Annotated in this window: 19 protein-coding genes; 15 read left to right on the forward strand and 4 right to left on the reverse strand. The window is 62.7% G+C overall.

The window, feature by feature from the left end:
* The 5 genes from I6A82_RS08475 (at position 1) to I6A82_RS08495 (ending at position 9,949) form a co-directional block, all read left to right on the forward strand.
* Positions 1-3,123 (forward strand): TonB-dependent receptor, encoded by a 3,123-nt coding sequence (locus I6A82_RS08475; protein WP_198094505.1) that lies wholly within the window; start codon positions 1-3, stop codon positions 3,121-3,123.
* Positions 3,124-3,193: 70 nt separating this feature from the next.
* A complete protein-coding gene (locus I6A82_RS08480; protein ID WP_198094506.1) occupies positions 3,194-4,606 on the forward strand; it encodes a glucoamylase family protein in 1,413 nt (470 codons plus the stop codon).
* Positions 4,603-7,704 carry a discoidin domain-containing protein gene (locus I6A82_RS08485; RefSeq protein WP_232343370.1) on the forward strand — a complete coding sequence of 1,034 codons (3,102 nt, stop codon included), beginning with the start codon at positions 4,603-4,605 and terminating at the stop codon, positions 7,702-7,704. The genes I6A82_RS08480 and I6A82_RS08485 overlap by 4 nt, the downstream gene beginning before the upstream one ends.
* Positions 7,705-7,751: 47 nt before the next feature.
* On the forward strand, positions 7,752-8,618 hold the full coding sequence (locus I6A82_RS08490) for an alpha/beta hydrolase family esterase (protein ID WP_198094507.1): 867 nt from the start codon (positions 7,752-7,754) through the stop codon (positions 8,616-8,618).
* 32 nt (positions 8,619-8,650) lie between these two features.
* The gene (locus I6A82_RS08495) at positions 8,651-9,949 is read left to right on the forward strand and encodes a sugar MFS transporter (protein WP_198094508.1); all 1,299 of its coding nucleotides are present in this window, start codon (positions 8,651-8,653) and stop codon (positions 9,947-9,949) included.
* Positions 9,950-10,038: 89 nt separating this feature from the next.
* On the opposite strand, the gene I6A82_RS08500 is transcribed toward I6A82_RS08495, so the two are convergent.
* Together I6A82_RS08500 and I6A82_RS08505 are read right to left on the reverse strand one after the other, a co-directional pair.
* Complete coding sequence (locus I6A82_RS08500) at positions 10,039-10,308, reverse strand: hypothetical protein (RefSeq protein WP_198094509.1); 270 nt, start codon at positions 10,306-10,308, stop codon at positions 10,039-10,041.
* A gap of 37 nt (positions 10,309-10,345) precedes the next feature.
* Complete coding sequence (locus tag I6A82_RS08505; RefSeq protein WP_198094510.1) at positions 10,346-10,813, reverse strand: holin family protein; 468 nt, start codon at positions 10,811-10,813, stop codon at positions 10,346-10,348.
* A gap of 164 nt (positions 10,814-10,977) precedes the next feature.
* Between I6A82_RS08505 and I6A82_RS08510 the strand changes: the two genes are divergently transcribed.
* Positions 10,978-12,402 carry a sensor domain-containing diguanylate cyclase gene (locus I6A82_RS08510; protein ID WP_198094511.1) on the forward strand — a complete coding sequence of 475 codons (1,425 nt, stop codon included), beginning with the start codon at positions 10,978-10,980 and terminating at the stop codon, positions 12,400-12,402.
* A gap of 164 nt (positions 12,403-12,566) precedes the next feature.
* A complete protein-coding gene (locus tag I6A82_RS08515) occupies positions 12,567-13,706 on the forward strand; it encodes an MFS transporter (RefSeq protein WP_332310951.1) in 1,140 nt (379 codons plus the stop codon).
* 21 nt (positions 13,707-13,727) lie between these two features.
* Here the strand turns inward: I6A82_RS08515 and I6A82_RS08520 are convergent, their stop codons facing one another.
* Positions 13,728-14,879 (reverse strand): YeiH family protein, encoded by a 1,152-nt coding sequence (locus I6A82_RS08520; protein ID WP_198094512.1) that lies wholly within the window; start codon positions 14,877-14,879, stop codon positions 13,728-13,730.
* Positions 14,880-14,990: 111 nt separating this feature from the next.
* Between I6A82_RS08520 and I6A82_RS08525 the strand changes: the two genes are divergently transcribed.
* Positions 14,991-16,235, forward strand: coding sequence for an MFS transporter (locus tag I6A82_RS08525; protein ID WP_187335930.1), 1,245 nt, complete (start codon positions 14,991-14,993; stop codon positions 16,233-16,235).
* Between the two features lie 419 nt (positions 16,236-16,654).
* Here the strand turns inward: I6A82_RS08525 and I6A82_RS08530 are convergent, their stop codons facing one another.
* Positions 16,655-19,015: a TonB-dependent receptor gene (locus I6A82_RS08530; protein ID WP_198095557.1), complete on the reverse strand. Its 2,361-nt coding sequence runs from the start codon at positions 19,013-19,015 to the stop codon at positions 16,655-16,657.
* Positions 19,016-19,183: 168 nt separating this feature from the next.
* On the opposite strand from I6A82_RS08530, the gene I6A82_RS08535 reads away from it, so the two are divergent.
* Genes I6A82_RS08535 through I6A82_RS08565 form a run of 7 tightly spaced genes read left to right on the forward strand, consistent with a single transcriptional unit; the run spans position 19,184 to position 26,909 of the window.
* Positions 19,184-21,196 (forward strand): alpha-glucosidase, encoded by a 2,013-nt coding sequence (locus I6A82_RS08535; RefSeq protein WP_198094513.1) that lies wholly within the window; start codon positions 19,184-19,186, stop codon positions 21,194-21,196.
* Positions 21,193-22,209, forward strand: coding sequence for a LacI family DNA-binding transcriptional regulator (locus I6A82_RS08540; protein ID WP_187335932.1), 1,017 nt, complete (start codon positions 21,193-21,195; stop codon positions 22,207-22,209). Before I6A82_RS08535 ends, I6A82_RS08540 begins: the two co-directional genes overlap by 4 nt.
* Complete coding sequence (locus tag I6A82_RS08545; RefSeq protein WP_198094514.1) at positions 22,206-23,120, forward strand: aldo/keto reductase; 915 nt, start codon at positions 22,206-22,208, stop codon at positions 23,118-23,120. Before I6A82_RS08540 ends, I6A82_RS08545 begins: the two co-directional genes overlap by 4 nt.
* Positions 23,117-24,214, forward strand: coding sequence for an LLM class flavin-dependent oxidoreductase (locus I6A82_RS08550; RefSeq protein WP_198094515.1), 1,098 nt, complete (start codon positions 23,117-23,119; stop codon positions 24,212-24,214). Before I6A82_RS08545 ends, I6A82_RS08550 begins: the two co-directional genes overlap by 4 nt.
* 18 nt (positions 24,215-24,232) lie before the next feature.
* Positions 24,233-25,750 (forward strand): glycerol-3-phosphate dehydrogenase, encoded by a 1,518-nt coding sequence (locus tag I6A82_RS08555; protein ID WP_198094516.1) that lies wholly within the window; start codon positions 24,233-24,235, stop codon positions 25,748-25,750.
* Positions 25,747-26,322, forward strand: a complete 576-nt coding sequence (locus tag I6A82_RS08560) for an NADPH-dependent FMN reductase (RefSeq protein ID WP_198094517.1) — start codon at positions 25,747-25,749, stop codon at positions 26,320-26,322. The genes I6A82_RS08555 and I6A82_RS08560 overlap by 4 nt, the downstream gene beginning before the upstream one ends.
* Positions 26,322-26,909 carry a 3,4-dihydroxy-2-butanone-4-phosphate synthase gene (locus I6A82_RS08565; protein WP_198094518.1) on the forward strand — a complete coding sequence of 196 codons (588 nt, stop codon included), beginning with the start codon at positions 26,322-26,324 and terminating at the stop codon, positions 26,907-26,909. The genes I6A82_RS08560 and I6A82_RS08565 overlap by 1 nt, the downstream gene beginning before the upstream one ends.
* Positions 26,910-26,939 lie beyond the last annotated feature (30 nt).

Below are 26,939 nucleotides of genomic sequence, written 5' to 3' on the forward strand. Positions count from 1 at the left end.
ATGACCAGCCTGACAAAAGCCACGCCTGCGCTGCGCGGTCGGATAACCCGTCTTGCAGCGCTTCTGGCCACCGCATCGGCCACCATCGCCATAGCGGCGCCAGCCTATGCGCAGGAGACTGCCTCGCTGCGCGGCACGATCACGTCCACGCCGGACAATCCGCCGGTGCAGGTGACGGCGATCGACGTGAATACCGGCTATCGACGCACGTCGGAGATCGATGCCAATGGCGGCTATAATTTCGCGTCGCTGCGTCCGGCCTTTTATCAGCTGGAAATCACGCTCGCCAACGGCACGCGCAAGACCGATACGTTTCAGCTTACCGTCGCGCAGAATGCCGGTCTCGACATCGATCTGACGACAGCTGCCACAGCAACGGCGGAGCCTGTCCGCCCGCTCGACGGAGCGCCTACCGCGGAAGTTTCGGCTGCTCAAGACGCCGCCACCGGCGGCAATGAAATCGTGGTGACGGCCAACCGTATCGTTTCGCTTCAGGGCGGTGAGGTCGGCACCGATATCAGCCAGCGGCTTATCGAGCAGCTGCCGCAGAACAACCGTAACTTCCTTGCTTTCGCGGACCTCGCACCGGGTGTGCAGTTCATCGAAGGTGCCACCTCCGGCCAGTCGCGCATCCAGGGCGGGGCGCAGGACAGCCGCACGGTCAACGTCTTCATCGACGGTGTGAGCCAGAAGGATTTCGTCCTCAAAAACGGCATCACCGGCCAGGATAGCTCGGAAGGCAACCCGTTCCCGCAGCTCGCGGTCGGCGAATATCGCGTCATCAGCTCCAACTATCAGGCCGAATTCGATCAGGTCAGTTCCGTCGCGATCACCGCGGTGACGAAATCAGGCACCAACGAGTTCCACGGCGAAGGCTTCTTCGATTACACCGACCAGAACTTGCGTCAGAAATTTCCCACGGAAATCTTCAACAAGCAGGACAAGGTCAAGACGAAGACGATGCAGTTCGGCGGCGCGCTGGGCGGTCCCATCGTCAAGGATCTGATGCATTTCTTCGTCAGCTATGAAGGCAAGCGCATCCAGCGTCCGATCGACGTGTTCCCGGGCGGCGGCATCCAGCCTTCGGCACTGCCGCAGCAATATCAGGACGGTTTCGGCCTGTTCAATTCCGAGTTCAACGAGAACCTCTATTTCGGCAAGATCGATTTGGTCCCGACCAATAACGACCTGTTCGAGGTGACCGCAAAATATCGCGACGAGACCGGCCGCAGCGGCGGCGGCGGCGTTGCCGTTCAGGAAACGCAGACACTCACCGAAGTGGACGAGTTGCGCCTGCTCGGTCGCTGGCAACATACGGCGGACAACTGGATCAACGATCTGCGCGTCAGCTATGCGGACGTCTCCTGGTCACCGCAGCCGCAGAACTTTGAAATCGGGCAGGTTTTTCGCGCAACCATTCAGGGCACTTCGGCCACCGGAGCCACCACGTTCAACCAGTTCGATCTGCTGCGTATCGGCGGCGGCACGAACTTTCAGGACAAGGGGCAGAAGGGCACCACGGTCCAGAACGATTTCACCTATACCGGCCTCGACAACCACACCTTCAAGGTGGGGTTCAAGACGGCCTGGGTGACATTGAACACGCTGCAGCAGAACTTCTTCAACCCGCTTTATACCTATGACGTCAATCTGTTCAGCCAGACCGGCTTCAACGATCAGATCCCTTACCGCGTTCAGTTCGGTGCGGCGTCGGGGCCGGGCAATTCGGTCGTGGAATCGGACAACTTCCAGCTGGGCCTCTATGCTCAGGACGAATGGCAGGTAACGTCCCGCCTTACACTGTTTCTCGGCCTGCGCTGGGATTATGAGCGGACGCCGGCGTTCCTGGATTTCGTGACGCCGCAGGAAAATATCAATGCCGTGTCGGCAGCGAATTATCCAAACCTTCAGAACGCCAATTACGACATCAACGATTATATTACCGATGGCACGCAGCGCAAAGCGTTCACGGGTGCATTCCAGCCGCGTCTGGGCTTCGACTGGCAGTTCGACGACGCCGGGCGCTTCACGCTGTTCGGCGGCTATGGTCGATCTTATGATCGCAACCAGTTCGATTTCCTTCAGCAGGAAATCAGCGTCGGCTCATTCCAGGTGCGCACGTTCAACTTTCAGGGCAACAACTCCATCCCGAACGCGAACTGCAATCCCAGCCCCACCTGTATCCCCTTCAAACCGATCTACCTGACGCCGGAAGGTCGCCAGCAGCTTGCCAACAGCTCGCCGGGCGGTGGCCGCGAACTGCGTTTCATCAACAATGATCTGAAGGTGCCCTATGCCGATCAGTTCAGTCTGGGCGTGCGCGGGCGGTTCCAGGGCTTCAATCTGGAAGTCGGTTACAACCATGTCGAGAGCAAGGACGGCTTTGCCTATCTGCTCGGCAACCGGCGAACGGACGGTTCGTTCTTCTTCGACAACCCAGCCAGCACGACCGATACGCCATCTTCCCCCTTCGGCTTCACACCTCCTGGCTATGGTTCGATCCTGCTTGGCACCAATGGTCTGGAGACCACGTCGGACTCCGGCTATGTGAAGTTCACCAAGCGCTACACGCTGGTCTCGCCGTGGAGCCTGGACGCGACCTACACCTATACCGATGCCACCGAAAACCGTTCGTTCGGCGAGACCTTCTCGCTCGATTATCCGTCGATTGCGGATTATCCGGTGCTGCGTTCGTCCGGCGTACCGCGGCATCGCATCGTGATGGCGGGCAGTGTGGACGTGCCGATCGGCGTGACGCTTTCGGGCAAGTTCACCTATCAGTCGCCTATTTATATCAAGAACCTGCTCGGTGTTGCCGTGCCGTTCGAGCGGCAACTGATCGGCACCGAAGTCGAATCAAACGGCGATCGTTGGGGCCGCCGCCAGTTCGACTTTGCAGTGACTAAATATATCAGTCTGCCGTTCCTGTACGATGGCGCGAAAGTGCGGCTGCGCGCGGACGTGATCAATGCGTTCAACGATCGCAATTACAGCAGCTTCAATGGAAGTCCGGGCGACAATACTCGCACGCCCAACTCGCCCACCGTGTTCGGTGAGCGCGTCGGCTACGGCGTCAGCAGCCCGCCGCGTACGTTGAAGCTGTCGGCCGGCTTCAGCTTCTGATCGCAGCGAAAGGGCCGGGCGGTTTCATACCGCCCGGCCCCTGTTTTTTTCCAGTAAACGAGGTTCTTCGATGATCGACCGGCGCAGGCTTCTTGGAACCGGCGGTGTTGCCCTAGCAGGCCTGCTGGGCGGTTGCGCACCGATGGCAGGCATCGCCGCTTCGCCCGCGGGCAAGGCCGGTCTGATCGATGACATTCAGGAGCGGACGTTCCGCTTTTTCTGGGAAACCACCGATCCCAAGACCGGCCTAGCACCCGATCGCTGGCCGACGCCCAGCTTTGCCTCAATCGCCGCCGTAGGCTTCGCGCTCACCGCCTATCCGATCGGCGTGACGCGCGGCTGGATCAGCCGGGCGCAGGCGCGCGAACGCACGCTGGCCACGCTCGACTTCTTCGCCAATGCGCCGATGGGCGACGCGGAAACCGGCACGAGCGGCCATAAGGGTTTCTTCTACCACTTCCTGGACATGAAGACCGGGCACCGCTTCCGGAACAGCGAGCTATCGACCATCGATACCACGCTGCTGCTCGGCGGCGTGCTGTTCGCTGCGCAATGGTTCGACGGCGATCACCCGGACGAGGCGCGCATTCGTGCGCTGGCCGATCGGCTCTACAGCGCGGTGGAATGGACCGCCTTCGTTCCAAACGATCCGGTCGTCACCATGGGCTGGCGGCCCGAAAGCGGCTTCATCCCGAGCGATTGGAACCGCTACAATGAGAGCCTGCTGCTCTATGTGCTGGCACTGGGATCGCCGACGCACGCTTTGCCGCCGGAAACCTGGGATCGCTGGACCAGCGCGTTCGAGGCGAACTGGACCACCGAGAACGGCCCGCCGCGCATCGATTTTCCGCCTTTGTTCGGCCACCAGTACAGCCATGTCTGGGTCGATTTTCGCGGCATCCAGGACCGCTTCATGCGCGCCAGGGGCATCGATTACTTCGAAAACAGCCGTCGCGCGACGCTGGCGCAGCAGCTTTACGCGATCGAAAATCCGGAAGGCTGGAGCGGCTATGGCGAAAATGTCTGGGGCCTCACCGCCTGCGACGGCCCAGGCCATTTCAAGCTGACGGTGAACGGGCGCGAGCGAGAGTTTCGCGGCTATTCCGCGCGCGGCCCATATGAGCGCGACGACGGCACCATCGCGCCCACCGCAGCGCTCGGCTCGATCGCCTTCGCGCCGGAGATCGTGGAGGCGGCGGCGCGCGCCATGGTCGATCGCTACGGCAGCGCGCTTTACCAGCGCTACGGCTTTCTCGACAGCTTCAATCCCACGCTGGAAGGCACCAACGCGCCGATCGGCAAGGGGCAGCTGGTGCCCGGCATCGGCTGGGTGGATAACGATTATCTCGGCATCGATCAGGGGCCGATCGTCTGCATGATCGAAAACCGCAAAAGCGGCCTGATCTGGGAGACCATGCGCAAGAGCCCCGCCATCCGCCGCGGCCTAACGCGCGCGGGCTTTACCGGCGGCTGGCTGGCTTGAGACGCCTCGCCCTCTTGCTTGCCTCCGCCGCGCTGATTGCGGCGACGCCGGGCCCACGTCTGCTCGACGGGTTCGAGCCGCTGGCTCCGTGGGAAGCGGCTGCATCAGACGGGGTGCAGGCACGCATCATCAGCGTGCCGGGGCCGAGCGGCGAGGCCTTGGCGCTCGATTACGATTTCGGCGAGGTCGCCGGTTATGCCTATGTGCATCGCAAGCTGCCGATTGCGTTTCCGGACAATTTCGAGATCACGTTGAAAGTGCGCGGCCAGGGCGGCGCGAACGATCTGCAGATCAAGTTCGTCGACGCATCGGGCCAGAATGTCTGGTGGTATCGCCGGAACGATTTCACGCCGTCGGCCGAATGGCAGACCCTGCGCATCCGCAAACGCGATATCGAATTCGCTTGGGGGCCGACCGAGGACAAGAGCCTGCCCGATACCGCATCAATGGAGATGGTGATCGTGCGCGGGCGCGATGGCGGGGCGGGGCAGATCGCGTTCGACGATCTCGTGTTGACGCCGAAAGCTCCCGTAGCAGAGCCGGGCACAGCGGTGGCGAGCGACCCGCGCGCTATGGACGGCAATCCGGACACCGCCTGGACCGGTCAAGGCGCACAGGCGCTTACCGTCGACCTTGGCGGGCAGAGGCTGCTCGGCGGCGCGGTGCTCGACTGGGCATCGGGGCAGGGGGCGCCGAACTATAGCGTAGAACTGTCCGACAACGGTGAGACTTGGCGCACCGCTTACGTCACCGCCGATGGGGATGGCGGGCGCGATCCCGTGCCGCTGCCAGATAGCGAAGCGGCCTGGCTGCGCGTCTTGCTGCCGGAAGGGGCCCCGCGCGCGACACTGACCGAAATCGCGATCCAGCCCGCCGACTGGGCGCCCGATCTCAACGGTTTCATCGGCTCTCTCGCTAAAGACGCGCCGCGCGGCACGTTCCCGCGCGGTTTCACCGAGCAGCCTTATTGGACGCTGGTGGGCACCGATGGCGGCGCGAACAGCGGGCTGATCGATGAGGACGGCAGCATCGAGGTGGGCAAGGGTGCCTTCTCGATCGTGCCCTATGTCGTCGCGGACGGTGAAACGCATGATTGGGCCGATGTCGCCGAAAGTCAGTCGCTTCTGGACGGCTATCTGCCGATGCCCGGCGTGACTTGGCTGGGCGCGGATTGGCATCTGGAAACGCGGCTGGTGGCGGACGAGACGAGCGCGCGCCTGCTCGCGCGCTGGCGGTTGGTGAACGATGCACGCGAGCGGCGGACGCTGAAGCTGGTGCTCGGCGTGCGGCCCTTTCAGGTGAATCCGCCCGCGCAATTCCTCAGCCAACAAGGCGGGATATCGAAGATTTCGGCGATCGACTGGCAGGATGGCCGACTGAGCGTGACCAACCAGCGCGACGATGGCGCGGATGTGCGCATGCTGCTTCCGCTCGAGCCGCCGGAAGCTGTCGCTACCGCTGCGTTCGCTCAGGGTGCGCTCGGCAATCCGGCGGCACTCGCCGGCGGTGCTTCCTTGCGTGATCCGCACAGTCTCGCGTCCGCCATGTTGGTTTGGGAAGCCGATCTGGCGCCGGGCGAGGCGATCGATGTGCCGATGGCGATCCCTTTCGATGGCAACGCCGCGCCCGTAACCCGCGCCGCATTCGATGCCGCCGTCGCCGCAACGGCTGCCGAGTGGAAGGAAAAGCTCGATCGCATCACGATCGCCGTGCCGCCCGAAAAGCAGCCGATCGCCGATACGGTGCGCACGGCGCTCGCCCATGTGCTGATGAGCCGGGACGGGCCGCAGCTGAAGCCGGGCACCCGCTCCTACAATCGCAGCTGGATCCGTGACGGTGCGATGATGGGCGATACACTCCTGCGCCTCGGAGTCATTGAGCCCGTCCGCGAATTTGCCGACTGGTACGCGACCAAGCTCTTCGACAATGGCAAGGTGCCGTGCTGCGTCGATTATCGCGGGCCCGATCCGGTGCCGGAAAACGATGCGCAGGGCGAGTTCATCCATCTGCTCGTCCAGCTTTACCGCTATACCGGGGACCGCGCGATGCTGGAACGCGCATGGCCGAAGATCGAGGCCGCACTGGGTTACATGGAGCAGCAGCGCCAGTCCGAGCGCACGCCGGAAAACTTGATTGGCGATAATCGCGTGAAATATGGCCTGATGCCGCCTTCGATCAGCCATGAAGGGTATAGCTCCGCGCCGCAATACAGCCTGTGGGACGATTTCTGGGCGCTCACCGGATACAAGGATGCCGCTTACGCCGCGCGCGTGCTCGGCAAGCCGCAGGCTGCGACCATCGCGGCGCAGCGCGAGGAGTTCGCCGTCGACATCCAGAAGGCGATCAGCGCGGCGGCGGCGCGCTTCGACATCGATTTCATTCCCGGCGCGACCAGCCTGGGCGATTTCGATGCCACCTCCACCACCATGGCACTGGACCCCGCGGGCGAACTGGAGGCGCTGGACCCTAAGCTTCTTTCGCGCACATTCGACAAGCAGTTTGAGCGGGTGATGTTCCGCGATGATCCGGACGCGGACTGGGCGGACTATACGCCCTACGAGCTTCGCAACGTCTCCGCTTTCGTGCGTCTCGGGCGGCGCGCGCAGGCCAATGCGCTGCTCGACTTCTACATGGACGACCGCCGTCCCGCCGCGTGGAATGGCTGGGCCGAAGTGGTGGGTCGGAACCCACGCGAAATCCGCTTCATCGGCGATATGCCGCATGCCTGGGTGGCGTCCGACTTCATTCGGGCCGCGCTCGATCTGTTCGCCTATGAGCGAGGGCGCGACGGCGCGTTGGTGCTGGGCGGCGGCATGACGCGCGACTGGCTGGAAGGTGAGGGCGTGGACGTAAAGGGCCTGAACAGCAGCGTCGGCACGATCGACCTCGCGATGAAGCTGGACGGGGGGCGTCTGCTAGCCACTATTGGCGGCAGCGCCCGGCCCGCTGCCGGTTACATTCTGACCTGGCCGCTGGACGTTCCGCCCGGCCATACTACCGTGAACGGAAAGCCTGCCGACTGGATCGATGGCGAACTGGCGATCCAATCGACAGGACAGCCGATCCGCATCATCGCCGATATGGGAGCCATCCAGTGATCCGCCCGCTATTGTCCCTGTTCGCGCTGTTGTTGGCGTGTGTCGTCATGGCCTCCACCGCTTTCGCCGCACCCGCCTGCACCATCGGGACGGCGGGGCAGACGCAGCGGATTTCCGTCGGGGAAACCGGTCGCTCGATGCTGATCCATATCCCGGCGGGCTTCGATGGCACCGATCCTGCGCCGCTCCTATTCCTTCTCCATGGCAGCACGGCGACCGGCGCCGCCATGCTGCGCGATTCCAGGCTGGAAGCCACCTCGGATGCGCATGGCTTCATCCTGGCCGCGCCCGATGCGGGCATTCCGGCAGGCGAGGGGTTCGTCTGGAACATTCCGGGCGTGCCCACCGTCACCGGCGACATTCCGGGGCCGGAGGATGCCGACGACGTCGCTTTCTTTCGCGCGGCGATCGACTGGCTGGCCGCCCAGCACTGCGCCGACCCCGCCCGAGTCTACGCCACCGGACTATCGGGCGGCGGGCGGATGACGAGCTGGCTCGGCTGCGTGGCCTCGGACAAATTCGCCGCAATTGCGCCCGTGGTCGGCCTGCGCGCGGGCAATCCGGATCCCGATGAGCCGCAGCGGCCCGATCCGAAGACCTGTCGTCCGGACAAGCCATTGCCGGTGATCGCGTTCGCCGGAGCGAAGGACAATACGAACCCCATCACCGGCGGCGGCGCAGGCTATTGGCAATATGATATGCACGCCGCCGAGATGCGTTGGGCCGCGCTCAACCGTTGCCGCGCCGCGCCGGTCACCCGCTGGGTGGCGCCGGGCGTCTATGAGGAACGTTATTCCGATTGCAGGAACGGCGCGGATGTGGTCGGTCGGATCACCGTGGACGGGGGCCATAGCTGGGTGGTGGACAGTGAGGAACTTTGGCGGTTCCTTTCGGCGCATCGACGTGGCAAATGAACGTTCACAATAATAAGTGAGAGGGAGCTTCAATGGCACTGGCACCGGACGTTTCGTCCAGCACCGATCCGAGCAAGAAGGAATTGCCGGGAGAACACATCCACGCGCCGGGCCTGCAGGGGTTCGTCTTCGCGCTGTTCCTGATCTTCGGTGGCATCACGTCCTTGAACGACGTGATCATCCCCAAGCTGAAAGAGCTTTTCACGCTCAACTATACGCAGGCGATGCTGGTGCAGTTCTGCTTTTTCACGGCCTATCTGGTGATCGGTATTCCCGGCGCGAAGCTGGTAAAGATGATCGGTTATATGCGCGGCGCGGTGGCGGGTCTGCTCACTATGCTGGTGGGCTGTCTGCTGTTCATCCCCGCCTCTCAAACGGCAACCTATGCGCTGTTCCTCTTTGCGCTGTTCGTCCTCGCCAGCGGCGTCGTGATCGTCCAGGTGGTGGCGAACCCTCTCATCTCGCTGCTCGGCCCGCCAGAGACGGCGCATAGCCGCCTTACCTTTGCGCAGGCATTCAACTCGCTCGGCACCACGATCTTCCCGATCGCCGGTGCAGCGCTGATCCTGGGCAGCTTGGCCGATGTCAGCGCGGCCGATCTGACCGGCCCCGCGCTCGATGCCTATCGCAGTTCCGAAAGCCAGGCGATCGTCGGCGGCTATCTCGCCATTGCCGTGATGCTTGCCGTAGTTGCCTTCGTAGTTTGGATGTTCCGCAACAAGCTGAAGGGCGAGAAGCATGAAGCAAGCGCTGGGCTGGCAGGCTTCGATCTTCTGAAGCGCAAACGCTTCGGTTTCGGGGCGCTGTGCATCTTCCTTTATGTAGGCGCGGAGGTTTCGATCGGGTCGCTGATCGTCAGCTATCTGGAGCAGCCCGGCGTGATGGCGCTAAGCCAGGAGAAGGCCGGTTCGCTGATCGCGCTTTACTGGGGCGGCGCGATGGTCGGGCGATTCATCGGCTCGGCCATCCTGCGGGTGCTCAGCCCCGGCAAGGTGCTGGCCTTCGTCGCGATTGGCGCGATCACGCTGCTCCTTATCTCGACCAACACGACTGGCGCGGTATCGGGTTACAGCCTGCTGGCGATCGGTCTGATGAACTCGATCATGTTCCCGACGATCTTCAGCCTGGCGTGCGAGAAGCTCGGCAGCCGCGCGGCGGACGGTTCGGGCATCATCAACGTCGCCATCTTCGGCGGCGCGGTTGTGCCCCTGCTGACGGGCGTGGTCGCCGATACGCTCGGCAGTTTGTATATCGCGCTGGTGATCCCGGCGATTTGCTACGCGATCATCGCTTGCTTCGGCTGGTATGCGCGAAGGCCCGCGGTCGCCTGACGGCCAGAGACCAAATTTCATCAAAAAAGGGGCGGCTTCCCATTATGGAAGCCGCCCCTTTTTACATGCGCCGTAAAGGCGGCGTCGAATTACTGTGCTTCTGCGTCCGCGGGCGCGGTTTCGCCATCGACGGCGTCACCCATCTGGCTGGCGGTGGTGGCCATGTCATTACCCATTTCGGTGGCACTACTTTCCATGCTGGTGCTCATGTCGGAAACGCTATCCTGCAGGTCATTGCCCATGGCGTTGGCCTTGGCCGTCGCCTCTTCATCGGTGCCATTCTGGGCGCAGGCGCCAAGCGCGGGCAGGACCGCCAGAAAGGCGGCGGAGGCGGCGATTTTGGTGAAAGCTTTCATCATGGTCCCCATGTCTGTTCGGGTTCGAAGATGCGAAGGCTTAGCCGGGCGTAATCGAATTACAAGCGCCCCCGCGAAGGAGTATTGAGCGGTATCCGCTCTCCACCCCGCGCACCTTCCCCCATTGCCGGGCGGCGGTGTATCCCAGATAACCTGTGCCGAAGAGTGCGTAGAGCGGCTCCGGCAGGGCGGCGAGATAGCCGGTCATTCCCTGACCGATCGCCTGAGCGGCATCGGGCCGTACGGCCGCGATCAGGCCCATCGGGATCGCCCAGAGAAACAAGAGATACATGACGTACAGAAAGCTCGGCCGCGCGCGACTGGTCCAGGGATCGGGCGACTGCGCTTCTGCAATGATAGCGGACATGCGCACGCGGATCGCTTCCAATTCCTGCCCGCCCTCAAGACGTAGAAGTTCAAGTTTTGCCTTTTCGCGTGCCTGCTTGTCGGGGATCAGCTTATCCAGCAGGCTGGCGACGGGACCAATCAGCGTATCGAAAACGGGCATAACGAAATCCTCCGTGTGGAAGCTTCGCTCTAACCTATATGGTACATTGTAGGACAGGATCATTTTTCTCGCCGCAATGGCGCGTAAAGGCATATCGATACTGGCTGGGGCCCACCCAATTTGAGCTTACTTCAAATTAACCAACGGCAGGCAGATAGCGGCAGATGACGACGCACTGGAACTCCGGCGAATTTCAAGCGCCCTCGCTTTGGGGTGAGACGGCGGAAGGGCTTGTCGCGCTGCTGCGTTCCGATGCGCTCGACGCGCTGATGGGGCTCGCCAGAGAAAGTTTTCAATGTCTTGCGGCCTCAGTCTCGATCCTGGGCGAGCGACAATGGTTCCTGTCGAGCGCTGGGCATGAGATGGTGAGCAACGGTCGCCAGGATTCGATTTGCACGCGCACTATTGCCGATAATAAACTTACCATCATTCCTGATCTGCGCGAAGATTCCGAGTTTCAGAACAATCCGTTCGTCGCCACCAAGGACGGTATCCGTTTCTACGCCGGTCTTCCGCTGGACCTTGAGACCGACTTCTACTCCGCTCCGGTTGAAGCCGCCTTCTGTCTGGTGGATGACAAGCCGCGGGATTTGAGCGAGCAGGAAATCGAGCGCTTGCGGCAATTTTCGGCGATCGCTTCGAAAATGGTCGAAAGCAGTGTTCGCCTGGCTGGATCGCGCGGGCGTGCGGAGATGCAGGAAAAGCTCGTCGGCAATCTGGTGCGCAAGCAGGTGCAGTTTCGCCAGGCGGAGCAGATGGCACAGATGGGCCATTGGCGGCTCGATCTGTCGACAGAACTCGTCCATTGGTCGGACGGCATTTTCGAAATCCATGACCTTCCCGTGGCCAATACCCCACAGTTGGAACTGGCCCTCAGTTTTTACACGCCCTCCTCACGCACCAAATTGGAAGGGTTGATGGCCCGGGCGATCGAGGAGGGTGAACCTTATGAGGCCGATCTGGAGATCGTAACGCCCGAAGGGCATCATAAGCGCGTGCGCACGCGCGGTGAGGTAGAATATCAGGACGGCCAAGCGGTGGCCTTGATCGGCGTATTCCGCGATGTGACCGACCGTTACGAACTGGAGCGAAAATTGCGCCGCGCCGCGCAGACCGACACGTTGACGGGGCTCGGCAACCGCGATGCCATGCGCGCCTTCGTCGCCAACCGATCGCAGGACGAAAAGCTTGCCGTCCTGCTGCTGGACCTGGATGGATTCAAGCAGGTGAACGATCGCCTCGGCCATCTTACCGGTGACGATGTGATCAAGGCGATGGCCACCACCTTGCGTGCCACGGTGCCGCCGCCGCACTTCGTGGGCCGGTTTGGCGGCGACGAATTTGTGGTCATCCTGATGGAAGACGCGTTGACGATGCCCGCCGAGGATCTGTTCCGGCGCTTGGAACTGGCGATGGTGTACAATGTGGAAGGGCAGGATGATCGCGGCAACGTCACGCTGACCGTTTCGGCCAGTATCGGCATGCACCGCGCGGCGCCCGGCGACTCGCTTGAAGAAGCGCTCGCGGTGGCGGATGCGGCCTTGTACGCATCCAAGCGCCGCCGCAAGACCAAGGCCGCCGCCGCTTAATCGCATCGACACTCTGGCGCGCGCCCCGCCCAGGGCTTATCGCACTCGGGCAGTAGAGGTGCGGAGAGGCGGGTATCGCTATCAGCAGACAGTCTGACGCGGATGGACGTGCGCAATCGCTGCGCTTTCTGCTGCTTTATGCGCTGGCCAATGCCGGCGGCGCGGTGGCCTATGTCCCGCTACTCACCATCCTCCTGCCCCTTCGCGTCAATCTGCTGGCGGGTGAGGACAGTCTCGGCTGGTTGGCCGCGATCAGCTTCGGCGGCGCGATCGCGGCCAGCTTGTCCAATATCTTGTTCGGCTTTCTGAGCGATCGGACCGGCAATCGCACGCTCTGGATCGGCGCGGGCCTTGTCTGTTCCACCGCGCTTCTGCTGGCGATCGGTGCGGTTACGCAGCTAGCGGTGCTGATCGCGCTGGTGATGGCCTGGCAGGTGGTGCTCAACATGATGCTGGCGCCGCTCACCGCTTGGGCGGGGGACTGTGTGCCGGACCGGCAGAAGGGGCTCTTGGGCGGCTTGCTCTCGTTCACGCCGGCGCTCGGCGCGCTGACCGGGGCGTTGATCACGGTTCCGGGTTTTGCGGATGCTGAGGACCGGTTGCTGCTGGTTGCCACAACGGTCATCATCGCCATCGCACCGGTTCTGTTGTTCGGTCGTCCACGCGCGATGCCGCAATTGATGGAAGAGAGCCGAGCGGGGGACCAGCGAGAGGAAGCACAGGCTCCGTTGAAAAGACGGCCGGCGGTCGTGCGGATGTGGACCAGCCGGCTGCTGCTTCAGATCGCAGAAGCGGCACTGTTTGCCTTTCTCTATTTCTGGTTTCTGTCGATCGATTCGCGCATCGACGAAAATGTGCCGGCCACGCTGTTCACGATCGTGCTGTGCGTGGCGATCCCCTTAACGCTGATGGTCGGTCGCTGGTCGGACCGGCAGGACCGGCCAATCGTGCCGTTGACCGTTGCCGCCGGATTTACGGTCGTCGGCCTGGCTGCGATGGCGTCCGCGGATGGGCTATACCCGGCCATGGCAGGCTATGCCCTGTTCGGGCTTTCCGCCTCCGTCTTCATGGCGCTGCATTCCAGCCAGACGCTGCGGGTCCTACCACGCCCGCGTAATCGCGGCAGGGATCTGGGCATCTTCAACCTAGCCAACACGGTGCCGTCGCTGATTATGCCCTGGCTGACGCTGGCGCTGGTCCCGAGCTTCGGCTTTTCCGGCCTGTTCAACGTTCTTGCAGCGCTCGTCCTTGTGGCGGTGGCGCTGCTTGCCTCGATCCAGCGGCAGGCAGCGCGATCGGACTGAGCGATCGGACTGGCCCGGTTTTCAGTCGACCACCAGCACGACGAAGAGCAGCGCCGAGATGAAGCTGGCAAGCGTCGCGCCCAGAACCGGGATGAACGCACGCCAGCCAAGGCGCGCGATCAGATCGGTGCGTGAGCGTAGCGCAGTTGCCGTGACGGCGAGCACGAGAAGAACCTTGGCCGCCGATTCCGCACCATTGGATGCGATCTCCGGCAGCGACACCGCGCTGTTCACGGCCACTGCGATCACGAAGCCGGTAACGAACCAGGGCGGCATCAGCCCGCGGATGGACAGTCTCTTGCCGGACGCCTTGCCTTCTTCACCCGGCTTACCGATCCAAAGAGAGACCAGTAGGACCACCGGCGCCAGCAGGGCAACGCGCGCCAGCTTCACGATGGTCGCCTCGGCACCGGCGGCGTTGGAATAGGAATAACCGCCGCCGATTGCCTGTGCGACATCGTGAATGGACGCGCCGATCAGGAAGCCGGCTGCCCGGTCGCTAAGGCCAAGCTGCGCGGCCAAAATGGGATAACTCGCCATTGCAAGCGCACTCGCCAGGGCGACGCCCACCAAAGTGAGGGCGAACTGCGCCTGCGGCAGCCGATCGCGCCCGATCACGCCGTAGAGCGCCAGCGCAGCGCTCGCGCCGCAGATCGCCGTCGCGCCGCCCGCGAGAATTCCTGCGAAACGGGATTGGCCGGAAAGACGTGCGCCCAGCATGCCGCCCGAAAAGGCGACGGCGGCAATGCAGAGCAGCGCCAGAAAAGGGACAAGGCCGATGCCTGCGATCTGCCCCAGCGTGACCTGAAATCCGATGAGCACGATGCCGATCCGCAAGCCTTCACGGCCGACCAGATCGAGCCCGCGATGCGTGCGCGGATCGACTGCGGCAAAGTTCAGCGCGAGACCCAATAAAAGCGCGATCAGGATGGTAGGCGGCCCGTAATGATCGCTCATCCAGGCCGCGGCAATGGCGAGCGTGGCGCACAGAAGCAGGCCGGGAACGATATTCGTCAGAACCTTCCGCAAGGAGCGGGGTTCATCCCGCTCCGCCTCGGCCAGTTCCATTTCCCCATAGAGATCACCGGCATAATAGCGGTGCCAGTCGGATCGATCCGATGGATCATTCTGGACGTGATCTGACACGTCGCCCCCTCCCTTGGTGGAATTCATCGCTGCTTCCTTCGCGACGGCTTGCTATTCTGTCCATCGTTGTCATACTGATAGTCAACCGACAAACGGGATGCAACCGCCGGAAACATGGCGGTGCCAAGGGAGGATGAGATGCAGGCTACGGGTGAAATCTTCGACACGCATGCCGCCGGCAGGAAAATTCGCATCCTGCTGGTCGGCCTGATTTTCTTCGCGACAGCGCTGAACTATGTCGACCGGCAGGTACTGGCCCTGTTGAAGCCGACGCTGGAGCTGGAGTTCGGGTGGAGCGATCAGGAATTCGCGCATCTCGGCTCGACCTTCCAATTGGCCGCGGCCATCGCGCTTTTGGGCGTCGGATGGTTTGTGGACCGGTTCGGCGTGCGATTCGCTTACGGCTTTGCCGTCGTCATCTGGAGCGTCGCGGGAATGGCGCATGCACTTGCGGCCAGCGTGCAGCAATTCGTCGCGGCCCGGGTAGTCCTGGCAGCTGCGGAAGCGGTCAACACACCGGCTGCGATGAAGGCCGCCGCGGTGTATATCCCGCTGCGCGAACGCTCCCTCGCGATCGGCGCCATCAACACCGCGCCCAATCTAGGCGCGATCATAACACCGCTTCTGATCCCGCCCTTTGCCGTCGCCTTTGGATGGCGCGCGGCTTTCATCGTTACCGGCGCGCTCGGTTTTATCTGGCTGATTTTCTGGATCCCGGCGATGCGCAAGCTGAAGCCGGTGGCCAAGGTGCCGGAACGCGCGCCCGTCAATTGGGGCGCGCTGCTGAGTGATCGGCGCACCTGGGCGGTGGCCGGCGCCAAATTCCTGACCGACTGCGTCTGGTGGTTCGTGCTCTTCTGGATGCCCGATTTCTTCAACCGGGAATTCGGCATGGGACAGGGGGAACTCGGCTGGCCGGTGGCGATCATCTTCACGCTGGCGGCGATCGGCGCGATCACATCGGGCGCGCTCTATCCCATCCTGCTGAGCCGCGGCTTTTCCATCAACGGCGCGCGCAAGCTGTCCATGCTGGTGTTCGCGCTCGTGGTGCTGATCATGCCGTTCGCACTGATTACCGGAAGCCCGTGGCTGGCCGCGATCTTCATCGGGGCAGGGTTGTTCGCCCATCAGGGCTTCTCGACCAATATCTTTGGCCTGACCACCGATGTCGTGCCCGCAATCCGCGTGGGCAGCGTGATCGCGGTGGGTGCCATCGCCGGCAATCTTTCGGGCACGGGCATGATCGAATTTGCCGGTTGGTCGCTGACGAACGGTCATGGCTATGCGCCGATGTTCGTGATTTGCGGAGGCGCTTATCTTGCGGCCCTCGGTCTGGTGCAGCTGATTCTGCCCCGTCTCGAACTGGCCGACGAAGAGGTTTGAAGGGCAGGGCGGGCGCGCCGATACCGGGCGCGCCTCCCAGTAGCTTTTCAAATGTTTTGAGACGCGCTTGTCGCTGCCTGAGGTCCCGATAGAAAAAGCCGGCTGGTCCCAGATCCGCCGGCTTTTCTGTCTTTAGGAGCAGGCACGCAGAGAGAGCGGGCCCGGCCTGAAAGGCGAGACTCGCCCGCATTGGCTGGCTAAAATATCGCCGGGACCGCATCTACCGTTGAGGTTCTGCGCCTCGCCAAAGCTGTTTCCGTGGCTCGTGCGATCCTTGCTGGCAACCTTGGAACGAACGCTCGGGCGAGCGGCCTGCCGCGGCTCTGGCAGGAGCGCCTTTCAACCTGACAGTAGACGCAAAAAAGCCCCCGGCGTGAACCGGGGGCTTTCCGCTTGTCGCCTTGGGAGAGGCTAGGGGATCAGTTGAAGCGGGCCCGCAGGCTGACGCCGAAATACCGGTCCGCGTCGCGCGGGATCTGGAGGCGGGACGCGGCGCCCACGTTCAGCAGCACATAGCTATCGTCCAGAATGTTGCGCGCATGGAAGGTCAGCCGATACTGGTCGGCCGGGTCCGAAAAGCCGATCGAGGCATTCCATAGCCCATAGGCATCGATCAGCCCTTGCTCGCCAAGATCGGAATATTGGCTGCTGGTGTGGCGGTAATTGGTGTTGAAATAACCGATGAAGCTGCCGAGGTCCGCTTCATAATCTGCGCCCAGCGTATAGGTGAACTCGGGCGCCAGCGGCAGCCGGGTGCCGTTGCGGGCGTCGGGCGCGTTGGTGAGCGGATTGGGATTGAACTTCCTCACCCGCGCATCGGCATAGGCCGCATTGGCATTCAAGGTCAGCCCGTCGACGGGCACGAAGAGCAGATCGGCTTCGAAACCCTGGCTTTTCACCGAACCGGCATTGGTCAGGTTGGTGATGATCGTGCCGTTCAGATTGACGAAGTTGTTGGCTTGGAAACCGTCATAGATCACCGAGAAGGCGGCGAGGTTGGCCTGCACCATATTGTTTAAGAAACGGGACTTCAGACCGATTTCATAGGCGTTGGACGTCTCTTCCGAAACCGGCACCGCATTGGCGGGTGCGGTATGGTTGAAGAACACATTGTACGCGGGGCCTTTGTAGCCGCGCGTATAGCTGCCGTAGAGCAGGATGTCATCGGTCGGCTCGAACGTGACGACCGCCTTGCCCGACAGATTGCCGTTGTTCTGCGATCCACTGGAAGTGTTGGTCCCGTTGCCACCGGACGCGATTGTACCGCCTGCCGGATTGCCGCTCACGCCGGGGCCGGTTGCGGGGCGGCCCGTCCGCGCATCGACGCCGGGCGCACGGATATGCGTGAAGGACAGCTCATCCCAGGTGTAGCGAAGTCCGCCGATCAAGCCGAGCGCATCGGTGATCTGCCAGGTGGCCTGACCGAAAATCGCATAGTTGCTGGAGTTGACGTCGCTGTTCGATGTGGCCGTGGGGTAGGCGGTGTTCACCGGATCGGACAGGTTGCACGGCCGCCCGCCCGTCAGCGGATCGATCGGCAGCGTCGATGTTCCACAGGTGATGTCCCTGCGGGTGAAATCCTGCGTGTTGTTCGAGTGCCAGAGGAAGGCGCCGACCTGATAGAAGAACGGCGCCCGTGGGTCCGAAGCCACGCGAGCTTCGAATGACATCTGCTCGGTCGTCACCTCGCCGAAGTCGTGCAGCTGGAACTGCGAGACCAGGGGCCTCGGTGTGAAGTCGCCCTCGCGGATTTCCTCGTTGGCCCAGTTGCGATAGCCCGTCACCACGCTGAGCGTATGCTTGTCGTCCAGCTCGACATCGCCGGACAGCGTGAGGCTCCACTGCGTATCAAGCGTGCGAGTGATGAGGTTGTGATTTACGAAACGCTGGTCCTCGCCAAGCGCCACGCCTTCGGGCAGGCCGAGCTCGGCATCGATCACCGGCCCCGCGCTCACGCCGCGCACATCCGCGCAGCAATCGTCGTCTGCCTTGAAATAATCGGCGATGAACCGAAGATTGGCAATCTGGCCGCGATAATCGACGATGCCGCGCGCACCATAATGTTCGTAGCCGTTCACCTTCTCGTCGTAGAAGACGTTGGTGATGTTGCCGTCATAGGTGCCGTAAAAGCCCGTTAGACGCGCGCTGAGATCGGGCGCCAGCGGGCCGGCCACGGTGCCCCGGAAGCGATATTCTTCGTCGGTGAACGCTTCCGCGCGCACCTCGCCCTCGAAAGTGTCGCTGCCGCCGCGCGAGACGATGTTGACGAGGCCGGCGGACGCGTTCTTGCCGAACAAAGTGCCCTGCGGACCGCGAAGCACCTCGAGCCGCTCCAGATCGACCAGATCCATGAAGGCCTGCCCAGAGCGGGACAGCACGATGCCGTCCACGACGGTCGACACGCTCGGCTCGGCCGCGATGGAGAAGCTGATCGTGCCCACGCCGCGCATCACAATGGCGCTGTTGGCGCTGGTGGTGCCCTTGCGGAAGCTGACCGACGGCGCGATTACGGCCAGGTCTTCTATGCTGTCGACGCCCTTGGCCTGCAGCTGTTCGCCGGTGAAGGCGGAAATTGCGATGGGCACGTCCTGGACGTCTTGTTCCACCTTCTGCGCCGTGACGACGATGGTGTCGATGCCCGCGGGCGTTTCGATCACTTCCTCTTCCGCTTCCTGCGGATATTCGACGGCCTGGGCATAGGCAGCGCCGGAAAAGCTGAGGGCAATCGCGCTGGCGGTCCAGCGCAGAGCGCGCATACGAGTAAGGTGTAAAGTCCCCATATCCATCTCCCATGTCATCACGCCGGGAAACGGAATGCGTTTGTCGCACTTCTCCACGCCCGGGCAGTCCCTTTTGATGCGAGGCTCAATCATTTATGTCAAGCGTTGTCATAACGGGCTTGCCTAATGTAGTCGGAATAGGCACTATTCGTGTCAGGGAGTGGATTTTTGGACACAGAATTGCAGTTTCATGCCGTTCCGGACGGCTTCGAGGTCCGCATTGGCGCGAAGATCGTGCTGCGACACAGGCGGGACTGTCCTGCGGTGGTCATCGCGCGCGGCAAACCCGACATTTCTATGTATCGCGGTAATTTCCGCATCGACGATGCGCCGTTTGATCCGATCGAGCCGACCGAGTTCGCGATGCAGAACGACTCGGTCGAGCTACTCGTCGATGGCCAGTCTCATGTTCGGATATCCGTCTCCGGCAATAGCCTGACTATTGCGTCGCTCGATCCCGCCTTCGATCGCATCCATGTGCGCTTTTTCGCCGAACCCGAGGAATTCGTTTGGGGCGGGGGTGAGCAGATGAGCTATCTCGCGCTCAATGGGCGGCGTTTCCCGATGTGGACCAGCGAGCCGGGCGTGGGCCGTGACAAGAGCACGGAATTGACGCGCCTGATGGACGAGGAAATGGCCGGGGGCGATTATTGGAACACCAATTATCCGCAGCCGACTTTTCTGACGTCACGCTGGCTTGCCGTGCATTGCGCCGAAAGCTGCTACAGCGTGCTCGATTTCAGCGACCCGGCGCATCATGCTGTCGAGCTTTGGCGCGGCTCGGCGCGGTTCGAGATTTTTGCGGCGGATGAGCCTCGCGCGCTGGTATCGCGTCTTTCTACTCGCTTTGGCCGCCAGCCGCCGCTGCCTGACTGGGCGATCGGCGGTGCGATTGTCGGACTGAAAGGCGGTGATCAGAGCTTCGAGCGGCTCGAGCAGTTTATCGATGCGGGCGCTGCGGTAGCCGGTTTGTGGTGTGAGGATTGGGCCGGCATCCGCGAGACGAGCTTCGGACGGCGTTTGTTCTGGGACTGGCAGCTGGGTAGGCGGAGCGAGGAGCGCTTTCCGGCCCTCAAGGCGCGGATCGCCAAGCTTGCCGCGCGCGACATCCGCTTCCTTGCCTATGTGAATCCCTATCTGTCCGTCGACGGAGAGCTGTTCGCAGAAGCGAAAGCGGGAGGCCATTTCTGTCTGTCCTTGGACAGCGACGAGCCGCATCTCGTCGATTTCGGCGAATTCGATTGCGGCGTCCTGGATTTCACGCGCGAGGAAACGAAAGCTTGGTTCGCCGAACGCATCATCGGCCGGGAGATGCTCGACAACGGGATCATGGGCTGGATGGCCGATTTCGGCGAATATCTTCCCACCGATCTGCATTTGGCCGACGGTTCTGACCCGATGGAGGCGCATAATCGCTACCCCGTGCTCTGGGGCGAGGTGAATGCGCACGCAGTCGCCAGCCGCGGCAAAACCGGCGACGCCCTGTTCTTCATGCGCGCGGGCTTCAGCGGCATTCAGGCGCATTGTCAGCTGCTCTGGGCCGGCGATCAGTCGGTTGATTTCACGCGGCATGACGGCATCGGCACGGTCATCACCGCCGCGCTGTCGGCAGGACTTGTCGGCAATGCCTACAGCCATTCCGATTGCGGCGGTTATACGTCGCTGCACGGCAATATCCGTAGTGAAGAGTTGATGCAGCGCTGGTGCGAACTGGCCGCTTTCGCGCCGGTCATGCGCACGCATGAGGGCAATCGACCGGACGATAATCTGCAATATGATTCTACGCCGGAACTGCTGCAATGCTTTGCACGCTGGAGTCGCATGCACGCCCATCTTGCCCCTTATGTCCGGGAATTGTGCCGCGAGGCGCAATCCACCGGCCTACCCGCACAGCGCCCGCTGTTTCTGCATCATCCGGACGACCGGTCGCTCTATGATGTGCAGGACCAATATCTTTACGGGGAGGACCTGCTCGTCGCGCCCGTGATCGAAGAAGGCGCGGACGCGCGAAGCGTCGTCTTTCCCGGAAGCACAGCGTGGATTTGCTGCTGGACCGGCGAAGAACATGCGCCCGGCACGCGGCAGGTCTCCGCACCGATTGGCCGGCCGCCGGTATTTTACCGCCGCGAAAGCCAATTTGCCGATCTGTTCGCAGACATGGCCGGGACGCTGGCCGCATGAGCGAGCGAGCCAATATCAAGGACGTGGCCGAGCGGGCGGGTGTGGCGGTGAAGACCGTCAGCCGGGTGCTCAACGACCACCCTTATGTTCGCGACGAAACCCGCGCGAAGGTTGAGCGGGCGATGAAGGAACTGAACTTCCGCCCCAGTGTGGCCGCGCGGATCTTGTCCGGTGCGAAATCGAACCAGATCGCGCTGATCTACGACAATCACAGTCCCTATTATATGTTTCAGATCCAGTCCGGATGCTGGAATTTCTGCAAGGAAAACGGCATCCGTCTGCTCGCCCAGCCGGTGGACGTGGACGATCCGGCAGTGGGTCAGCAGGTGCGCGGGCTGATCACCGAAACGCAGGTCGACGGCATCGTGCTTTCGTCTCCGGTAACGGACTGCGAGGCGGTGCTGAACGTGCTCGACAAGCTCGACATTCCATTCGTGCGTATTTCGCCCGGCACCAATCACGCGCTGACCAGCTCGGTCTTCATGGACGATGCGCAGGCAGCGGATGACATCACCACACATCTCATCAATTACGGCCACCGCCGGATCGGCTTCATCAAGGGCCATCCGAACCATATGGCGAGCGAAGACCGGCTGTTCGGCTATCGCCGCGCGTTGGACCGGGCGGGGATCGCCTTCGAACCGAGTCTGATCGAAAATGGCGAGTTCGATGTGGAAAGCGGCATCGCCGCCGGGCGCAAATTGCTGGGTCGCCGCGATCCACCCACCGCTATCTTTGCTTCCAATGACGACATGGCCGCTGGAGTGCTGAGCGTGGCGCATGAGCGCGAGATCAAGGTGCCGGATCAGCTGTCCGTTGCCGGGTTCGACGATACGCCTCTGGCCCGCACCGTCTGGCCGCCGCTGACCAGTATCCATCAGCCGATGGCCGAACTGGCCCGCGCCGCGACCGAAATTCTGATTTCCGGGGGCGATATTACCCATCGGCGCCTTCCGCATGATCTGATCGAGCGCGGCTCCGTCGCGCCGCCTTTTTCAAAGGACCATGAATGACTGACCTGACCCCTCCCGCAGCCGAGCGGCATCTCGGCACCAGCGACATCGCCATCTCTCCCATCGCCTGGGGCATGTGGCGGCTGGCCGATAATGGCCGTAGCGCCGGCGAAGCCGCGCGGCTGGTGCATGCCGCGCTCGACGCCGGTATCACCTTGCTGGATACCGCCGACATTTACGGTTTCGACGGGGAAGGCGGCTTCGGCGACGCCGAGAGCCTGCTCGGCGAGGTGCTTACGGCAGAGCCGGGACTGCGTGGCCGGATGGTGCTCGCCACCAAGGGCGGTATTCGCCCGCCTCTGCCTTATGATCAGTCGCCAGCCTATCTGGCCGAGGCGATCGATGCCTCGCTGCGCCGCCTGAAGGTGGAGACGATCGATCTGTATCAGATCCATCGCCCCGATATTCTCGCACATCCCCAGGAAGTCGCCCGCGCGCTGGAGGATGCCGTGGCCTCCGGCAAGATCCGTGCGCTGGGCGTGTCCAATTTCACGCAAAGCCAGATCGAGGCGCTGGTCCATTTTCTGGATCCGCCGCTCGTGACCACGCAGCCGGAGATCAGCCCGCTGCGGATCGATTGCTTTGAAAATGGCGAGCTTGATCAGGCGATGCGGCTCGGTTTGACGCCGATGGCCTGGTCACCGCTGGGCGGCGGACGCCTGCTCAATGCTGAGAGTGAGCGCGACAAACAGGTCGTCGCTGCGCTGGATTTGGTCGCGAATGCGCAGGGCGTCAGCCGCGCGGTCGCCGCCTATAGCTGGCTGATGGCGCATCCCGCCGGGATTGTGCCGATCATCGGATCGCAAAGCGCGGAACGGATCGCCGAAGGTGCCGAAGCGCTCGGCGTCCGCTGGACGCGCCAGGATTGGTATGCGGTGCTCGTCGCCGCGAGAGGAGAGGATTTGCCATGACAAGCCAAGACAAGCACCAGTGCGAGATCGCCTGGTTTTCCGCGCTGTGCGATGACGATTATGAATTTCTGGGCGTGCCCGATGCGCAGCTCGCCTCCAGCTGGGAGCATTGCCGCAATCTCGTGCTGCGCGCAGAAGAAGGCGGGTTCGATAATATCCTTCTGCCGTCGGGTTATCAGCTGGGCGTCGACACCACGATCTTCGCGGCTGCGGTCGCGCCCTATCTGGAGCGGATGAAGCTGCTCTGGGCCACGCGCATGGGGGAAGACTGGCCGCCGCAGCTTGCCCGCCGCATCGCCACGCTCGACCGTATTCTGGGCTGGAACGCGGACAAGACCGCGGGCCGCCTGAACGTCAACATCATCTCCTCCGACATGCCGGGGCAGAAGATGGAAAGCGAACCGCGTTACGCCCGCGGCACGGAGATCATGAAGATCGTGCGCACGCTGCTGAACGGCGAGCATCTCGATTTCAAAGGCGAGTTCTACCAGATGGAGCTTGAGCCGCCGCGGATCACCACGCTTTCGGGGAAATGTCCGCCTTTCTATTTCGGCGGACTGAGCCATCCGGCACGCGAATGCGCGGCCGAGGCTTGCGACGTCTACCTGATGTGGCCCGACACCATGGATAAGGTGCGCGAAAACATCGCCGATCTGACCGAGCGCGCGGCGAAATATGGCCGCACCCTCAAATTCGGCTATCGCGCCCATGTCATCGTGCGCGAAACCGAGGAGGAGGCGCGCGCCTATGCCGATCGGCTGCTGTCCAAGCTTGACGATGAGCAGGGCAGGGCGATCCGCGAAAAATCGCTCGATGCCAAGAATTACGGCGTCCAGCGCCAGCAGGAACTGCGCGGCGCGGCGGGTGGCGACGGCTTTGTCGAGGACAATCTCTGGACCGGTATCGGGCGGGCGCGCTCGGGCTGCGGCGCGGCAATTGTGGGCAATCCCGACCAGGTGCTGGCCAAGCTGCGCGCTTATCAGGATGAGGGGATCGAAGCGTTCATCCTGTCGGGCTATCCGCACGCAGCGGAAGCCGACCTGTTCGCGCGCCACGTTCTGCCTGAGATCGAACATGGTCCGTTGAAGTTCTAGGCCGGACCAGTTTCCACGATGCCTGAAGCCGCCCCGCAAACCGCTATCGACGACGAGGACGTCTACGACATCATCGTCGTCGGTGGAGGCATCAACGGATGCGGGATCGCGCGTGACGCCGCCGGGCGCGGCGCGCGGGTGCTGCTGCTCGAAGCGCGGGATCTGGCCAGCGGCACGTCTTCGGCCTCCTCCAAGCTGATCCATGGTGGCCTGCGCTATCTGGAACATCGCGAATTCGGGCTGGTGCGCGAGGCATTGAACGAGCGCGAGAGGCTGTGGGGCATCGCGCCGCACATCATCCGCCCGATGCGCTTCGTCCTGCCGCACGTAAAGGGCCTACGTCCGCGCTGGCTCCTGCGCCTTGGCCTGTTCCTCTATGACCATATCGGCGGGCGCAAGAAGCTTGCCGCGACCGAGACGATTGATCTGCGCGATCACGCCGCAGGCGCACCGCTGAAGGCCGAGTTTTCCGATGCCTTCGTCTATTCGGATTGTTGGGCAGATGACGCACGGCTCGTCGTCCTGAACGCGCGCGATGCTGCCGATCGGGGCGCGGACGTGCGCACGCGGTGCCGCGTCAACGGGTTTCGCCGCGAGGAAGAGCTCTGGCGCGCCGACACCGAACAGGGCAGTTTTCGCGGCCGCATACTCGTCAACGCCGCCGGGCCGGGCGCGCTCGATCTGCTGGCGGCGGGCGGGGTAAACGAAAAGCGCGGCATGCGCCTCGTGCGCGGATCGCACATCGTGGTGCCGAGCCTGTTCGATCACGACTTTTCCTATTTTTTCCAGCTGCCGGACGGGCGCATTTTCTTCGCCATTCCTTATGAGGATGATTTCACGCTGATCGGCACCACCGATGCGGATCACACCGGCACGCTGGATCAGGTCGCCGCGAGCGAGGAGGAGATCGCCTATATCTGCGAGGGTGCGAACCGCTTCTTCGCGCGATCCCTCGCTCCGTCCGATGTCGTGTGGAGCTATGCCGGCGTCCGCCCGTTACTCGACAACAGCGCGGACAAGCCCGAAGCGGCAACGCGCGGCTACAGCCTGGAGCTTTCCACCGAACAGGACGGCGCGCCGCTTCTCAATGTGTTCGGCGGCAAGCTGACCGTTTATCGCCACCTCGCGGAGGACGCCGTCAACCAGCTGGCCGAACGGCTTTCCCTGCCCAACCCCAAGTCCTGGACGGGAACCAAGCCCTTACCGGGCGGTGAGTTCGGGGCTGGAGAAATAGACCGCATTATCGGCGAGCTGGGTGCCCGCTATCCGTTCTTGGATACGTTCACCTGTCGGCGCATGGCACGGGCCTATGGCACCGATGCCTTTACTATCTTAGGGGAGGCGGCAACGCTGCAGGATTGCGGCATCGATTTCGGCCACGGCCTGACCCAGCGCGAGGTAGACCATCTGGTATCGCGGGAATGGGCACGCACGGTCGAAGATATCATCTGGCGGCGCACCAAGCTCGGTCTCCGTCTGACCGACAACGGCCGGGAAAAGCTACAAAACTATCTGGAAGAGCGGAGAGCAGCATGAGCGTTAGAATCGTGGCCATAGGGGGGACGGTGTCCAGTCCCAGCTCGACCGAAATGGCCCTGCGCGCCGCCACCCAGCCTGCAATCGAGGCGGGCGCTCACGTCGATGTCTTCGGCGGGGAATATCTCAGCGATCTGCCTTTTTATCGCGGGCCGGGCCATGCGAAGGACACGGGCCGGGAGATGGTGGAGGCGGTTCGCCAGGCCGACGCCCTGATCCTGGCGGCGCCGGGTTATCACGGCACGGTGTCGGGGCTCGTCAAAAACGCGCTCGATTATCTGGAGGATCTGGCCAAGGATTCGCGGCCCTATCTGCACGGCCGCTCTGTCGGTCTGATCGCCACGGCCTATGGCGACCAGGCATCGATGAGCACGCTGCTCACCATGCGCAGCATCGTGCATGCCCTTCGCGGCTGGCCGACGCCGATGGGTGCCACCGTGCGGACCTATCCCGGCCTGTTTTCCCCGGAAGGCGAGTGCCTGGACGATCGCGCCCGCATGCAGCTGCGATTGGTGGGCGAGCAGTCCTTGAATGGTGCCAAGTCCCTTCAGGGTTTTCCGGAGCAGATGTGATGGGCGATCTTCAAACAGCCCTGGACGCACTGGGCCGCGGAGACATCATCGTCATCACCGGCGACAGACTTCGCGGCGGCGATATCGACTTCTGCACGCCCGCCAGCATGATTACGCCGGACAAGATCAACTTCATGGCCCGCTACGGCCGCGGGCTGATCTGCCTTACGATGACATCGGAGCGCGCCGTCAGTCTCGGCATAGCGCTGATGAATCCGACGGCACACAACCAGACCGGACGCCCGTTCGGAAATTCAATCGAAGCGACCGACGGCATCACGACCGGCATTTCCGCCGCGGACCGCGCGCGCACTGTGGAAATGGCCGTAAAGCCTGGTGCAACCGCCGGCGATCTGGTGAGCCCGGGCCATGTTTTCCCGCTGATCGCCCGAACCGAGGGTACCAGTGTGCGCATGTCTGCTGTGGAAGGCTCCATCGAACTGTGCCGCCTGGCCGGGGTGGGCGATGCAGCAGTGATCTGCTCGATCATGCGGGACGACGGCGAAATGGCGCGACTCAACGATATCGAGGAAATGATCGACGAGCATGGCCTCACGGTCGCGAATATCGGGGACATCACAACCTAGGCCATGATCAGACGAAGGGCGAGGCGCTGC

Origin of the sequence: Novosphingopyxis sp. YJ-S2-01 (assembly GCF_016093175.1) — a bacterium.
Lineage (GTDB): Bacteria > Pseudomonadota > Alphaproteobacteria > Sphingomonadales > Sphingomonadaceae > Novosphingopyxis > Novosphingopyxis iocasae.

Bases quoted from the DNA above. Each gene is read 5' to 3' on its own strand.
- I6A82_RS08475 (WP_198094505.1), top strand. From the start codon at position 1: ATGACCAGCCTGACAAAAGCCACGCCTGCGCTGCGCGGTCGGATAACC.
- I6A82_RS08480 (WP_198094506.1), top strand. From the start codon at position 3,194: ATGATCGACCGGCGCAGGCTTCTTGGAACCGGCGGTGTTGCCCTAGCA.
- I6A82_RS08490 (WP_198094507.1), top strand. From the start codon at position 7,752: ATGGCCTCCACCGCTTTCGCCGCACCCGCCTGCACCATCGGGACGGCG.
- I6A82_RS08495 (WP_198094508.1), top strand. From the start codon at position 8,651: ATGGCACTGGCACCGGACGTTTCGTCCAGCACCGATCCGAGCAAGAAG.
- I6A82_RS08500 (WP_198094509.1), bottom strand. From the start codon at position 10,308: ATGATGAAAGCTTTCACCAAAATCGCCGCCTCCGCCGCCTTTCTGGCG.
- I6A82_RS08505 (WP_198094510.1), bottom strand. From the start codon at position 10,813: ATGCCCGTTTTCGATACGCTGATTGGTCCCGTCGCCAGCCTGCTGGAT.
- I6A82_RS08510 (WP_198094511.1), top strand. From the start codon at position 10,978: ATGACGACGCACTGGAACTCCGGCGAATTTCAAGCGCCCTCGCTTTGG.
- I6A82_RS08520 (WP_198094512.1), bottom strand. From the start codon at position 14,879: ATGAATTCCACCAAGGGAGGGGGCGACGTGTCAGATCACGTCCAGAAT.
- I6A82_RS08525 (WP_187335930.1), top strand. From the start codon at position 14,991: ATGCAGGCTACGGGTGAAATCTTCGACACGCATGCCGCCGGCAGGAAA.
- I6A82_RS08530 (WP_198095557.1), bottom strand. From the start codon at position 19,015: ATGGGGACTTTACACCTTACTCGTATGCGCGCTCTGCGCTGGACCGCC.
- I6A82_RS08540 (WP_187335932.1), top strand. From the start codon at position 21,193: ATGAGCGAGCGAGCCAATATCAAGGACGTGGCCGAGCGGGCGGGTGTG.
- I6A82_RS08545 (WP_198094514.1), top strand. From the start codon at position 22,206: ATGACTGACCTGACCCCTCCCGCAGCCGAGCGGCATCTCGGCACCAGC.
- I6A82_RS08550 (WP_198094515.1), top strand. From the start codon at position 23,117: ATGACAAGCCAAGACAAGCACCAGTGCGAGATCGCCTGGTTTTCCGCG.
- I6A82_RS08555 (WP_198094516.1), top strand. From the start codon at position 24,233: ATGCCTGAAGCCGCCCCGCAAACCGCTATCGACGACGAGGACGTCTAC.
- I6A82_RS08560 (WP_198094517.1), top strand. From the start codon at position 25,747: ATGAGCGTTAGAATCGTGGCCATAGGGGGGACGGTGTCCAGTCCCAGC.
- I6A82_RS08565 (WP_198094518.1), top strand. From the start codon at position 26,322: ATGGGCGATCTTCAAACAGCCCTGGACGCACTGGGCCGCGGAGACATC.